Raw genomic sequence first — 14,730 nt, 5'->3', positions numbered from 1 at the left:
CGGTTGCACCCGACGAAAATTGGAAAATTGCGAAGGGCAGATTCTGCCCTCCGGGAGACCATCTTTCAACTTTCAACAATTATTGGGACGCTTCCATGAATACAAGAACGGACAGGGCGATGGGCCACGCGCGAGCGCAACCGTTGCCGGTCACGTGGTCTACGCCTTCACAGGCGACGGCACCCTATGCGCAGCAGATTTAGAAACCGGCCGACTGGCTTGGCGAACAGACACATTATCAGAATGCGACGCGAGCGAATCTGAATATGGAATGTCATCGTCTCCGTTGGTGTACCAAGAATTAATCATCGTGCACGTCGGCGGTCGAGGCACCGCCGTCGCCGCGTTCAATACCACGAACGGACAACTCAAGTGGTCAGCGGCGAATGGACCGGCGGGCTATTCATCTCCGACAATGATGAACGTTGCCGGCAAACAGCAGATCGTCAGCGTGACGGGCACCGAAGCATTGGGGATCGATCCAAGCGACGGAACGCCTTTGTGGACATACGCGTTCCCGACACCTTATGCATGCAACACTGCAAACCCGGTTTCGATAAACGGCGACGTCTTCATTTCCGCTGGCGAAAATCATGGCTGCGTCTTGATCGACGTCGAACGGGTCGACGGGAAGTTCGAGGCCAAAGAGCACTGGGCGAGCGTTAATTCGAAGAGCGTGATGCGCAACGAATGGCAAACATCGGTTCTGGTCGATGGATATCTCTACGGGTTCGACAACGTCGGAGCCGCCGGCCCAACAACTCACTTAACCTGCATCCAAGCTACGACCGGCAAACCGGTTTGGCGAAAGACACGCTTCGGCAAAGGAAATCTAGTCTTGGCCGACGGCAAACTGTGGATCACCACGATGGAAGGTGAATTGGTATTGGTGAATGTCACACCGGACGGATACGAAGAATTGGGACGAGCCACGCTGTTTGCCAAAACACGTCAGTCACTCTCGATCGCCAATGGCCGCGGATACATCCGCGACAACCAAGAAGTCATCTGCATCAAGCTGCGTTAAACGAATCGCAACAGGGCATTCTGCACGGATCGCGCTGCGCTGAGTGCATTCTAAAAAGGCAGCAACAACCACTCTGATTTCGCATCTGACTGATCCGCAAGGTGAAGACGCTACGCACGCGTCCGCCCAAAGCCTCTCGAGAGTCGAGCGAAATCACCTGCGAGACACGTACCTAAGATCTATAGGTGCGCAACGATGGATATCCGGATGTGTGTCACAAAACAGACGCAGCAGGCCGACACGCCAAAAAAACATTCAGTTTGACATTCACCGCGCCGAACCAAAGTCCATAGAACAGGCTGCATCGTCTACTACTGCGTACTTGGCGGGAAACTAGGAGTGATCGCAACGCTTGACCAAGACTCCTTTAAGTATCCTATCACCGATGCAAAGCAATGCGACCAAACGTCTCGTCAAGCGTTTGTTCCCGTAGTCTTGTTTACCATCAGTGCTAACGTGGTACAAACGCGATCTCGTTGTTACATGAAACGACAGCAAAAGCATCCCTATAGAGCACACAGGCGTTTCAACGGAAGAGTACCGTAGAAACCACAGCATCCAACGCAGCAGAGACTCGCTAGCGAAGTGTTCCTGTTCACCCGAGCATCGTGCAGCATTGGCGGAGAATCCCGAGACAAACTCGGCACCATTGTCCTCGGCGACAGCCACCAAAAACCAGCAGTAATCTATCTAGGCGAATTGATATGACGACTAAATTCTTGAACTATGGCCTCTGCTTGACTGCGGTCCTCGTCTCGCTAAATCACCGCGACTTATGTGGCGACGAGAAAAACACGACCGAGCCAGGCTTCCCATATCTCATCCCCGAGGAGAAACCGGACCGGCCGTTGAGCGCCGCTGTACAGCGCAACTATGACGCGTACTCTTCTATCCGACCGGAGCAGAATGAACTGTTTACCCAGTTCAAATACACGAAGCTGAAAGGGTTTGACTACAACGACGGCGATGGCACGATCACACGCCGTGATCCATCCAAGGTGATCTTTGCCAACGGCAAGTACTACGTGTGGTACACCGGACGCAAAACGCCCGTCAAACCCGTCGGGATGGCACGGGCCGCCGAGGCAACGGATGAAATTCCGTCGTCCGATTGGGACTTAGCGGACATCTATTACGCCACCTCCAAGGATGGTTTTACTTGGCAAGAACTGGGCGTGGCCGTTCCTCGACCGCCCAAACCCAATCCTGGTTGGCGTTCGGTCACCACCACTGACATCCTCGTTTGGGAAGGAAAATACTACCTCTATTACCAAGCCTTCATGGAAGTCAGTGGGCTGCGAGGCGACTACTGCCCCGTGGCGGTTTCCTATGCCGATTCACCAGACGGACCTTGGACGCCCGCCAACAAAATCGTCATCCCCAATGGTGCCGAAGGCAAATGGGATCAGTATGCAATCCATGATCCGTATCCACTCGTCCACGATGGCAAGATTTACCTTTACTACAAATCAGATTTCGACAAACGGCCCGAACTCAACCCCTCCAAGATTCGCATGCAAGGTCTGGCGATCGCCGACAACCCGCTGGGGCCGTTTACCAAACACCCGCTTAACCCGGTGACCAATTCAGGCCACGAGACCACGTTGTTCCCGTTCAAAACGGGAGTTGCCGCGTTAGTCATCCGTGACGGGATGGAACGCAACACGATCCAGTACGCCGAGGATTGGGTGAATTTCGAGATCGCTTCGATCGTCGAGTTGATGCCGAATGCCGCGGGCCCATTTATCCCCGACGCGTTTACCAACACGAAGGACGGAGTCGGGATCACGTGGGGGATCTCGCATTTCACCAATGCCGCAAATGACTGGAACCGAAACCATTCCGTCTTAACCCGGTTTGATTGCGACTTGAGCCGCAACGTGGATGACCCACAAATGAAGGGACACCATCTGAATCTCACCCCCGAGTTCCACTACAAGCACGGTCTCAGTGGCAAGCAGCGTGAACGCGCCGCACGGGACACCGCAAAACTGAACGAGACATCCGCACAAAACTAAAAACGAGCAAACGGAAAATCTGAGATGAGAGACCTAATATTCACCGCGATCTGCTTGTCCCTGGGGACGATCGCTCACGCCGAGTCGTCACAGCCGCAACCGCAACCGAACGTGTTGTGGATCCTGACCGACGACCATCGTTATGACTCGATCCGCGCTTTCAACCAAATGTTGCACGGCCGCGAAATGAGCGAACTGGGTTACGTCGAATCACCTAACACGGATCGACTGGCCAAGATGGGCACCACGTTCATCAACACCTACTGTCAGGCACAAGGTTGTGCACCGTCACGAGCGTCGATGCACTTGGGGCGTTATCCATTCCGTTCGGGCGTCTACGAATTTGAGTATCACAATAACAACGCCGAACACTGCCGACCGACGCTGCCCGAATGCATGGCGGAACTGGGCTACCAAACGACACACATCGGCAAGTTAGGCGTTCGTCTAAAAACAATCAAAGGCAAATGGGCCGCATCGCACCCGATGTACCAACAGAGTTTTTACTTCAAAGACTTAGCCAAAGATGGCTTGTGTGCGTGGGGCAAGGATTGGATTTCAGAAATCAACGGCGTGAAGTTTGATAAGCCGTTCCAAAGCCTTGAATTTTTTGTTACCCCGGAAGGCAAGTTCGAATACTGCTCGCTGGAACTCGAAAAAATCATACCTGAGTTCGCGGGGACCTGCGCCGACACGACCGAAAAGTATGACCTGCTGCGTCATTACAATCCGAAGAAGGGCAAGCACATTGACAGCGGCATGATTTTAGCCGGCGTCAGTTCCCGCGAAGCCGGGAAAACGCGTGACGGTTACTACGCGTCGATCTTCGTGGACTATCTCAACAACGAGAACCAATCATTCCAAGTCGGCTCCAAGGACTACGACGGCGTCGACACGTCCAAGCCTTTGTTCTGTCACATCGGATTTGACTTTCCACATACCCCCGTGCTGCCTCCTGCCGATTTCCGCGAACGTTTTCAACAACACACGTACAAGGTCCCTGTCTTTGACAAGCAGGAATTGGAAACCATGCCCGCTCAGCTCAAGAAGCAAGTATCGCACGGTTATTCGGATCATTTCACCGATGTCGAAAAGCAGGCAATGATCCAGGACTACTACGCGTTTTGTGCTTACGGTGATGTCCTGGTCGGCCAAGCCGTGGACTCCTTCATCGACTACAGCGAGGCGCAGCAACAACCATGGACGATCGTCTATGTCTGTGGCGATCACGGTTGGAAGCTCAACGACCACGGATCGGTTTCCAAATTCACTCCTTGGGATGTCGACAGCCACAATCCGATCATCGTCGTTTCATCGGACAAGAAAGCGTTTCCGGCCGACAAGGTCGTTACTGATTTCACCGAATTCGTGGACATCATGCCGACGATCTTGGCCGCAGGTGGAGCCAACCTGGACGACGCGAAATACGATTATCTCGACGGCAACGACTTGGCGGGAATCGTTTCAGGCGAGATCCCGGCCCGCGACTATGTGATCGGCGAAAGCCACGCCGTGATCGGGCCTCGTGCGTTCATCCGCACCAAAGACTACGTGTTCTCGATGCAAACACGCCCCGGCAAGAAGCGTGGTGAAGACATGGATTGGGCACGAACTGCCTCGTACCGGGAGCTCGATCCGGCGCTCTATCACATGCCGACCGACCCCGGCGAAGTCAACAACCTGGCGTTCAATCCAGAACACCAACACGTCGCCAAGGCGATGCAACAAAAGCTGCTCAATATTGTGCTCGGTGACAACCGCGTCGAAGTCGATTGGGGTGGCAACAAGGCAATGGGGACGACCGTCTTCCGTAGCAACTTCGCGCCCGGTTCCCATGACGGCAAACTGAAGTTTTAACATTCTTAGGACATCGAACATTGTTCAAAACAATCGCACTGACAGTTCTCGCCGTAGCCGCTTGGACGACTCCACTACTCGCCGACGACAAACCGAACATCGTGTTCATCCTGGCCGATGATCTCGGTCTCGGCGACGTCAGCTATTGCGCGAAAGCCATTCAGAATCAAGAACCGCTCGTGTCGACGCCCAACATTGATTCGTTGGCGGCACAGGGTCTCTGGTTTACCGATGGGCATTCGGCGACCGCGCTGTGCGCACCGACCCGCTACGCAGTGATGAGCGGCAACAACAACTATCGTTCGTACGCGCCTGCCGGCGTCTGGAGCACGTTTGCTCCCACCGCATTCAAAGAAGGCGAAGTCACCCTCGGCACCGTGGTCCGCGATGCCGGTTACAGCACAGGCTTCATCGGCAAATGGCACCTGGGTGGAGACTTTTACGTTCCTGGTACGAAAGAGATTTATCGCGGAGCAAAGTCTGGTGATCTGATTGAAAAAGTGGACGTGACTCGATGGATCGGCGGCGGCCCGAAGTATTGCGGATTTGATTACGACTTCACCGCACCCTGCGGGATCCAAGGCCCCATGTACCTGTTCTACGAAAACCAGCGATGGTCTCCGTGGGCGGATGACTCTGAGATCATCTTCTTCAACGAGCAATCGGCCAAAAATCCCAAGGATGTCAGTGATAAGGGTCCGGGGCTAGGAGATTCCAATTGGGACACACGCGAGGTCGGTAAGATTTTGTCGTCCAAGGCGGTGGACTTCATTCAATCCGGCGCCAAGAGCGACGAGCCGTTCTTCCTTTACTACTGCAGCCCGATGGTGCACTTGCCGCACTGTCCGACCGACGAATTCGACGGCCGCAAAGTCAAAGGCAGTTCCGTCACCGCCCACCTCGACATGCTCGCGGATCTGGATATGCAGGTCAAACGTATTGTCGATGCATTGAAAGCCAGCGGTGAGTTTGAGAACACGCTGATTGTTTTCTCCGCAGACAACGGTGGGTTGCAGGACGGCAAGGCAACCAAGGCCATCGGCTATCAGCCCGGCGGTGAATGGAACGGATCCAAGAATTCGCCCCTGGAAGGGGGACACCGCGTCCCAACTTTTGCGGTCTGGCCGGGGCACATCAAGCCTGGCATCACCAACGAGTTGGCGGTCAACCAGGACATGGTCGCGACCTTCGCGGCGCTCGTTGGTACCGAAATCCCAGAGGGCCAAGCCCAGGATTCAAACAACCTGCTGCCACTGCTCACCGGAAAGGGGAGTTTTCAACAGCGTGACTTTTTCATCAACCAAGCCGGGTCGAGACAAGAATTGATGCTCCGCAAAATGCCGTGGAAGCTGATCATTCAGAGCAACTTCAAACGCACAAGCTTTGAACCCAAATCGCTCTACAACTTGCAAAACGATCCACACGAAAAACGCAACCTGATCGACAACCCCGAATTCAAAACCGTGGTCGGTCAGATATTCAACGAATACATGGACATCGTAAAATCCGGCCGACCGACCGTTCCCGCTCGTTAATCCGAAACGAAGGTTGGCGGCGAGGGAGCAACTGCGAAGAGCAACATCAGCCTACCGACAAACCGTCATTCAACCGTTGCGAGGACGCTGCCCTTAGTAGTCGATCTCGACACCAAAGTACGGCGTGATGCCCGGCGAGAGCACGACGGTTTCGTTGAAGCCTCCGTCGGCGGGCAATCGGAGGTTGAGGTGCTCGTAGTAGGTTCGGTCGAAGAGGTTCTGGGCTCCGAGTGTGATGCTGACACGGTCGCTCGGACGGATGTATCCGCGGAGATAAGACGTTACGAAACTCGGTGTGAACGTTTCCATTTGGATCGGATCCTGCCCCGCTCCCACAGCTCTCAAGAACGCCAACCGATCCTGTTCGTCGACGATTCGCCACCCCCATTCGAGTCCCCAGCGGTTCCCGGGTGTCGTGTCACTCAAACGCAAACCGACGCGTCCTTCGAGAGGAAAGATTCCTGGCAACGGCCGATCGATTTCTTCGTCATTTCCTTCGAGGTACGCGAGACTCGCAAATGATTGCAAACCATCGGTCAAGTCCGCTTCGAGATAACTCTCGAAACCATACAACGTTGCCTGATCCGTATTGACGGCTTGCAACAAACGCGCCCCCAACGGATCGAGGATCGCATTGGCCGCGTAAGTGTTGTAGTCCGCGATCCACGAGTGGAACACGCTTACGCGTCCGCGAACATTTTCGTAGTCTACGTCGAAACGCGCGTCGAGTTGCACGTTGCGCTCTTTTTCTAATTCAGGGTTGCCGATCACACGACTGAATCCGCTCTGAATGACCGCGAGAAACAACCCGTCGCTGTAACGATCCGTGAGATCAGGAAGCCGCTCGGCATACCCGACACCCACTCGCGTGCTGCAGTGTTCGGTCAGCTCGATATCGTTGGTAAGATACGCCGACAACAGTGTGTCAGATGTGTCGAGATCGCGATTGATGTTGCCACCAATATCCTTGAAGTTGGATGGCGTCTGCAAGTCATCACCGTCCGCGTTCGTTGACGCGAACGCAACGCGACCGCCCATGGCAACCGTCCAAAACGGTTTCAGGTCCGCTGTGACTTCCGCGTACAATCCGGGGTCAACAATCTCAGACGTGGGTAACCCCGTTTCGAAGAGCGGGTCGGCAATTCCGAACTCGCTGATGTCGTACTGTTCGTTGATTTCCTGCTGAACATATCGCAGGTCGGTACCGGCACCCCAGGTGTAACCGGTGCCGGGATCGCTAGTCATGCCGGCTCGAAAGCCCGCTGTGGTCAAATCACCGTCAACGTCCCCGTTGAAACGAGCCCCGGGCAGGGCCACTCCCGGAGCGGCGATCAAAGCAGACTCAACACGCTGCAATACGGCGAAGTCATCTCTCCGCTTCCCGGCGAGGTCCGTATCACCGTTGAACTCAGTGTTACTGACCCAACCGTCGATCCGCCAACCGAATCCCGTTTCCTCATTGAGGTGAATAAAACTATGCGTGATCCCGTAGTGGTTCAACGCATCGACATCAAAAAACTGCCCCGCATATTCGGTTTGCCCTTGGTCGAGCAAACTGAACTTAGTCTCCATCCGTGTGTACTCGGTCAGGTCTCGACCGTACGCGGAAAAGAGGTTCATTGCCTCGTAGCTCGACGGGATTGCGAGCCCGTTGCCTGCTTTGTAATCCGAACCCTTACGATAGCCGAGGTTGACATAGTAACCGCCCTTGTCACCGCCTCCCATCAACGTCGCCGTGTTATAGGTTTGACCACCGTTGGGTCGAACCTGGGTTCCCAAACGCAGATGGTTCTCCGCACCGTTTTCGTATCGCGGTGTCGGAATTGAGTCGACGTTAATGAACGAGAAACCACTACCGTAGCGCAAACCGTACGGACCACTGATGACCTGCGAAGAACCGATCAACGACTGATCAACCTTTGTCAAAATCGCATCGAGGTCGAGCCGCACCGGCGACAAGAAAGCACCGTCCATCATCGTGTAAACTTGGCCGCCGTGGTAACCGCGAACTCGCGGGTCCATCGCGATCGGACTGCGTTGTTGCGTTTTCACCGTTGGTGCCGTCGACGCTTGAGCGATCGTCTCTGCGACGTCCGGTTGGCTGGCTAAGCTGAACGTGCTCGCAGGAATCACTTCGATCGGCGCGGTGGTCCCGATACCGGTATCAACTCGACCGGTAATCTCCGCGACGGCTTCCACCTGGGCGGGCGTGTTGAGCGTCGACGCCGACGAACTCGATAATTCTGGCTTGAGCACCTCATTGAGGTTACTCAGATCGAGACTCTGAGCGGCGAGCGAATCGTCCCCACGGAGTGAGGTCAATCGGTTGCTCGTCGGTGAAAAATCCGTCGGCTGGGTGACTTCCCGCGACCCCGTTTCGATCCCCTGCATCAACTCAATGGTGCCAGACTGACGAGCAGAAAAGCTCTCGGCGAACTCAAGAAAATCAAAACGTGGATCGTCCGCGTTTGCGTTTGAAACCGCACCGGTGACCATCAATAACGCTAAAAGAGCTTTTCGTCGTCGCATCTGGAAGTCCCCCCCGGAACCCTAGAAAGTCTGCCATCAAGCGGATCAAAACGGCCTGATGGTTTTCCATGGGGAGACAATACCCACCCCCACCCGTTTTCCGATCGGTTATTCCGGTTGTACCGATGAACCGAATCAATTGGATTTGAGTGATTTCCCCGACCCCAGGTAAAATGCGCAAGATACGCCAAGTTTGCTACAAATGATCGTGCGCCTATACAGCGAGATTCTTCGCAATCAGTCCTGAGGCTTGACCTGCGGAAGCACCTGTTCGATCGACGTCATCACGTATTTTTCGTCATCAGTAGGAGGCGTGTCCGCACTACGCAGACTGGCCAAGGCGACGCTCAATCGATCGCGGTCTTCGGTCGAAATGAGCGGCAGCTCAGTTCTCAATTGGGTTCTCGCCTCATCACTGAAACCCGCACTGGGTCGAAAAACCGGCAAGAACTGCCGCACCAAACATCGCCATGTGTCCGCCCGAACGATGCCGTCAATATTTGGCACGCCAGGTGAATCAAGGGCATCGAGATAGCGTTTGACGCGTTGAGACAAACTCGCTTCACCGATTGTCGCCGCGTTCGCTGAAATCAAGGCAGCATAGGCTTCGACAACCTCGTCCGATTCCACTTCATTCAGGGCTGTGTCGGTCGCGGTTTCAATTCGACCCAAACACTCGGTCGCCGTCGCCGGTTTGAGTCGTGTGGGACGTCCGAGCGAAATCGGGCAACCGGCGCGATTGAGATAGAAGGAAATCTCCGCGAGTTGCTGAGTGACTTGAATGGGATCGCGTTTGATTTGCTGAATTAATGTTTCAACCGAGGCGGCCAGAACCGTTTCAGCGAGCTTCGCATCTTCACCGATCGAGTCCAATATTCGGCAACGAAGGACAAATGATTTCCAAGCCGTGATCGGAACATTCGAGTTCAGCGGTTCGCTCAACAGGTCCAGCGCCCGCTCACGTTCGGCGCGAGTTTGCGACGTCGCCAAGATGTCGGCATACATGTACTCGGCTTCTTCGCGGTTGTGCCGACTCACCTCAGACAGATCGCTTTCGGTTAACATCTCGTAGGCTCGCGCCGCATCGCGAATTGCCGCGTCTCGCTCACCCAATTTGGCATGGAGTTGAGCCCGCCATCCCAACCATTCCACCTGCAACGCGATCGGTGCGTCTGGATCGATATCTCCGAGATCACTCATGGCGACCCGATATTGCTCGGCGCCCGCCAGACCGCTTTCGACATAGCGTTGTCGACATCTCACAAGACTGAACCGCGGGAGGATCGATTGGCCCCATTCGGTTTTACCAACCGCTTCACTGAAGTTAGCGATCGCCTCCTTAAAAAACTCCGTGCGAGTGTCATCGTCGAGAAAGCGGCAGTAATACGCGAGGTCTTCGCATGCGTTTCCTAACGCGAGATAAGCAGGGTTTGTTTGTGTGGTGGCAGGAAGCTTTCCGATCATTTGAGTCGCCCGCATCGCACTCTTGCGAGCCAGCACCAACGTCTCGTACTTCTGGGATGCGGGCTGCGCGAACGCCAAATTCACCAACAAATTCGCGTGCCGCCAACAAACACAAAAGTATGCGTTACTCGGCGGTTCGTTTTCAGCGAGATCGATCGCGCGGCCCAACGCCGAGGCGGTCTTTTCCAAATCCAAATGGCTGATCTGGCCGCTCGCCAATCGCATTCGGGCTTGATGGTAAATCGCAAACGCTTTGAGAATCGCAACCAGACTGGATGAAGGCTCGATTCGTTCTGCTCGCTTGATGTAGATCGCGAACTGACGCAAATTAGTGCCTGTCCACGTTTGATTACGCCGTTCGAGTTGATTCTGAAAACATTCGGCCGCGTGGATCCAACACCTAAATCGCTCACCCGCTGACCTGGCCGCGTCGTCTCCCGCAACGGCGCTGAAAACTTCCATCGCGTCGATTTGCAATAGACTGCCATCCGCTTCGTGGCCGGTCTCGGCCGCCGATCGTTTTGCCAGCTCGTCGCCGAGCGATGTAAATGCATCAGCACGACTGGCATGCCGACTGAACCGATAGATCGATTCGGAATCTAATTCGCGGGGGATCGTCCATCCGGTCGCCTCCGAGTGAGAACGCCGCACCACCGACAAAACACGGTGCATCGTCGGAGCGATCACGTTTCGCACCCATGCCTGAGTCGGATTGCGAAATCCTAAATCGGCATCGAGCATCATCGACGCCGTCCCGATCATCCGCTCGGCGGTTTCGATGTCGGTCTCGATAGCAGCGTCTTGCGAACCGCTGCCATCCTTAACGAGAGGCCGTTTGTCAACTTCGAACGCGATCCGGACGAGAAGCCTATCTTCGGCCGAAAGTTTTTTTGCAGATGGCTTTTCATGATGCCGTACGATCAGATCGGCCAATCGTTCCCGCAGACTCGCTGACAATGTCGCCGATTCATCACCCTGAACCACCGCGGCGTGCGCCGCAAGTATTCGCAACGAATCTTCCATCTCCGGCGTCAGATTGTCATGAGGATGCAACCACCAGCGGACGTGCTCAATCACGTCTGCCGCCTCAGGTAGACCCGTGACAAAAAAATCATTGCGTCGCGTGTCCAGCCGATCGACTTCCGATTGCAGCAGCGTTGTCGCGATCCACTGACATCGCCGCGGGCCGAGCACGTTCGGCGACTGCGGCGAATCCACTTGCAAATTCTCGATCCGAGCCAAAACCGAATCGGTTTCACCTTGATGCCAATCTGCGAGGATCATGTGATAGTCGCAAATGACGCGGCGCAATTCTTCAGGTAGATCATCGCACACACCCACTTGGCCGAGCAGTTGTGCCAAACGCCTGCCACTGCTGCGTCCGAGTCGGCGTCGTTCCGATGCGCTGCGTTCAGACTGATACAGCAAACCGATGGGATGAGTCGCGCGGCTCAACCGGCTTGCCGACGCGTTGACTTGGTCGTTGGCCTCGGAACTCGGCGACGCTTCGACCATCGCAGCCACGACGACTAACCGGTCCAGGACTTCGGGTACCGGAGCCAGAATCGTCTCGCTGATTGCAGCACCGGTCCGCCATACTTTTTCCGCCTCGGCAACGCTTAGTACGTCCGAGGCAGCGATAGCACGCGTTGCAATTTCTTCAACCCAATGGATAATCGCCTGCCTCATTGAAGATCGCCAAGACGTTTCGATTGCATTGAGACGGGTTTGCGCGGGTTCCAGAAAATCCAAACCCTCATCACTTGAAACCGCGTCGGCCATCATTTGTAGAAAGCCAAATTGCGTGGTGAGGTTGGCGTCATCGATTTTCGTTTTAGCGACCTCGCTCTGCAGCGATTTTTGTAGCGTAACGAACCCCGGCCAATCTCGTTGTTCGGCCAGTCGTTTCAATCGAGTCATCGACGCCTCGACCGAAATTGACGGCCAGGTTGACGCGATCTGGTCCAACGTTTCCGCATCGACGGTTCGCTCGCGAAACGCGCGTTCGATCTGCGCCAGAAACCCACTCTCACCGTCTCGCATCGTGTTCCACAGCGACATCATCCACGGCGGCAAATCGTTGGGTCGATCCAACTGCAATGCGTGCTGGGCGCGGATAATGTCGGCGAATGGCGTCGACTGAACAAAATATCCGTCTGCCGGAGTTTCAGCATGGTGCGTTAAAGCAACCGCGACCGCCATGGAAACCACTGTCTTTGCGTCATCGTTTCGTTCATCAAGTTCGAGCTGAATGCCCGTTTTCAATTTCTCGTCTAAGGATTCCCGAATGCGAATCATCGCTTCGGTATCAGGCAGATGCTCCGGCATCTCGGCCAACAGCGAGAGTTGCAATCGGGCGAGGTCGATGTCGGCTTGCAGGTGTTCTCCCTCAGCTGACGTTTTCGCAACCAGAGAAATTGGCCCATCGGATTCGAGAGTCGACTGCAGAACACCCAAGTCTTCGACGACCAGGCCACTCAATAACAACTGGCCCTTTTCGTCGAAACGCGGCAGTTCGAGCAGCTCGAGTATTTCGTCCGCAAGTGCCCCCGATGTATCCGCGGCAAGAGATCGAAACCGTTGTCTCTGAGGAGACTTCACGTCGCCGGCAAGACCTTCGCCAACTTTGTCCAGACATCTCTTGAGAGGATAGCGTGCTTGAGAATAGTTCTGACGTGGAGAATACTTTTTCCATTCCGTGGCCGCTTCTGCAAAGGTTTCTTCGGGCGATTTTCCGGTTGTCGGCAACAGAGCGGCCACGCCCCCGGCGATCGCGAACGCGAGCACTACCCCACCGATCGCAACCCACACCGGATTCAATCCGCCGGCCTTCTCTACCCCAGCGGCCACGGCAAGAGCATCGACGAATTCGACGCAGGATTTATAACGAGCGTTTGGATCCGATCGCATCGCCCTACGGAGCACTTTCCGCTGGGCCGAGGGAATGTTCTGCAAATTGAACGATTCACTCGCCTTCTGGCTGAGGATCTTCAATGCAGTCGTCGCATCAAACGGCAACAACCCAGTACGCAGCTCAAAGTACGTCACCGCGAGCGAGTATTGATCACCCGTCTTGCTATAAGTTTGGCCATCGAGAACTTCGGGTGCACCGTAGGCCGGCGACGCAAACGTCTGATTGGTGAAGCGAATGTCTCCCTCAATCTTATTCGCCAAACCAAAGTCACATACCTGAGCTTCGCCACCGACGAGCAGGATGTTCTGAGGTTTGATATCACCGTGCAAAATACCATGCTGGTCGAGAAGTGCATCGATCGCTTGAGCCGAAGAACGCAAGTAGCGAATCGCCTCCTTCGCATCGAGTCCACAAACGACGGCTGAGTTTTTCGCAATCCCCTTCTCGCGTCGAACCTCATGCAGACGGTCGTTAAGCGTCCCGTCGCCGAGCCCCATGACGATGATCAATTCTTCGGCGTGTGCCGATTCCGCAAACTGCGATGGAGACGCATCGACCGGGACCATCGTCGCCATCGGGTCCGAAACCTGGGAACCAACAGAACCAGAAATTGCACCGGAGTCAGAAACCATGGTCTCATAGAGAAGCGAATCGTTCGCCTCACCAGACTCTCCCTGGTCCGACGTTCGCTTGCTGTCTGCGTCATCAGCTCCGGCGAATTCACCCTCGGGTGCATCGTCGCTCGATTCGTCTCCATCGATTTCAGAAGATTCTTTCAGATTCTCAAGAACGTCAAACGCTCTCGTCTCGGTCAGCGAAATCTCAGGAGACTGAACGACAGGTGGCTGTCGCGATACGGGAACCGGAACAGGACCGGTTTTGAGATGCTCGTTATCTGGATCGAGCGTCTCCGTTTCGTCGTCACGAAGCAAACGCCCCGAACTGTCACGTACCCAAAAACTATGAACGGGGCACAAATTGGGATGGCGGACATTACGGATCGTTCGCAACGCCTTGAGTTCTTTGCGACCGCCGATTTTGTGCAGCTCGACCACCTTGAGCGCCACCTCCGTTCCGCCGGCCGCACGTGCGACCCAAACTTGACCGGAAAACCCCGCGCCGAGTCGACGGACCAACGTGTAGCCCGGCACAATTTCTTGGCCAGCCCGGTAACGACTCGTTGCAACAGACAATGCGGAAACCTAACAGCAGCGTACGCCGCGGGGAACGGAGAATGATGCATCCAGTTTAACGAGGTGCGGGCGCCGTCAAGGCAACCAAACACAGTTTCCCGACCGAACACCCAAATCCGGATTTCGGCTAAAACAGTCCCAAACGCTTTCGCACCGCAGATCGCTTCCGATTCTAATTGCAAATGCTCGTCGG

General features: G+C 55.1%; 5 protein-coding genes and 1 pseudogene. 4 read left to right on the top strand and 2 right to left on the bottom strand.

Translation table 11 applies throughout. The features are described 5' to 3' along the window. Window positions 1-97: 97 nt before the first annotated feature. The 4 genes and pseudogenes from FHS27_RS28625 to FHS27_RS28610 form a co-directional block, all read left to right on the top strand. A pseudogene (locus FHS27_RS28625) lies at window positions 98-1,027 on the top strand (outer membrane protein assembly factor BamB family protein); the annotation flags it as partial. A gap of 704 nt (window positions 1,028-1,731) precedes the next feature. Beyond that, a complete protein-coding gene (locus FHS27_RS28620; RefSeq protein ID WP_184309492.1) occupies window positions 1,732-3,045 on the top strand; it encodes a glycoside hydrolase family 117 protein in 1,314 nt (437 codons plus the stop codon). A gap of 24 nt (window positions 3,046-3,069) precedes the next feature. Next, window positions 3,070-4,902: a sulfatase-like hydrolase/transferase gene (locus FHS27_RS28615; protein ID WP_184309490.1), complete on the top strand. Its 1,833-nt coding sequence runs from the start codon at window positions 3,070-3,072 to the stop codon at window positions 4,900-4,902. A gap of 20 nt (window positions 4,903-4,922) precedes the next feature. After that, a complete protein-coding gene (locus FHS27_RS28610) occupies window positions 4,923-6,437 on the top strand; it encodes a sulfatase family protein (RefSeq protein ID WP_184309488.1) in 1,515 nt (504 codons plus the stop codon). 93 nt (window positions 6,438-6,530) lie between these two features. Here FHS27_RS28610 and FHS27_RS28605 read toward each other — a convergent pair whose 3' ends face one another. Both FHS27_RS28605 and FHS27_RS28600 read right to left on the bottom strand, forming a co-directional pair. Further along, window positions 6,531-8,966 (bottom strand): TonB-dependent receptor, encoded by a 2,436-nt coding sequence (locus FHS27_RS28605; RefSeq protein WP_184309486.1) that lies wholly within the window; start codon window positions 8,964-8,966, stop codon window positions 6,531-6,533. Between the two features lie 237 nt (window positions 8,967-9,203). Next, on the bottom strand, window positions 9,204-14,537 hold the full coding sequence (locus tag FHS27_RS28600; RefSeq protein ID WP_221225468.1) for a protein kinase domain-containing protein: 5,334 nt from the start codon (window positions 14,535-14,537) through the stop codon (window positions 9,204-9,206). Window positions 14,538-14,730 lie beyond the last annotated feature (193 nt).

It is taken from the genome of Aporhodopirellula rubra, assembly GCF_014192335.1.
Lineage (GTDB): Bacteria > Planctomycetota > Planctomycetia > Pirellulales > Pirellulaceae > Rhodopirellula > Rhodopirellula rubra.
Note: the sequence above shows the minus strand (reverse complement) of the source record. Positions and strands in the feature narration are given on the sequence as shown.

Coding starts and splice junctions, on each gene's coding strand:
- FHS27_RS28620 (WP_184309492.1), top strand. CDS start 1,732: ATGACGACTAAATTCTTGAACTATGGCCTCTGCTTGACTGCGGTCCTC.
- FHS27_RS28615 (WP_184309490.1), top strand. CDS start 3,070: ATGAGAGACCTAATATTCACCGCGATCTGCTTGTCCCTGGGGACGATC.
- FHS27_RS28605 (WP_184309486.1), bottom strand. CDS start 8,966: ATGCGACGACGAAAAGCTCTTTTAGCGTTATTGATGGTCACCGGTGCG.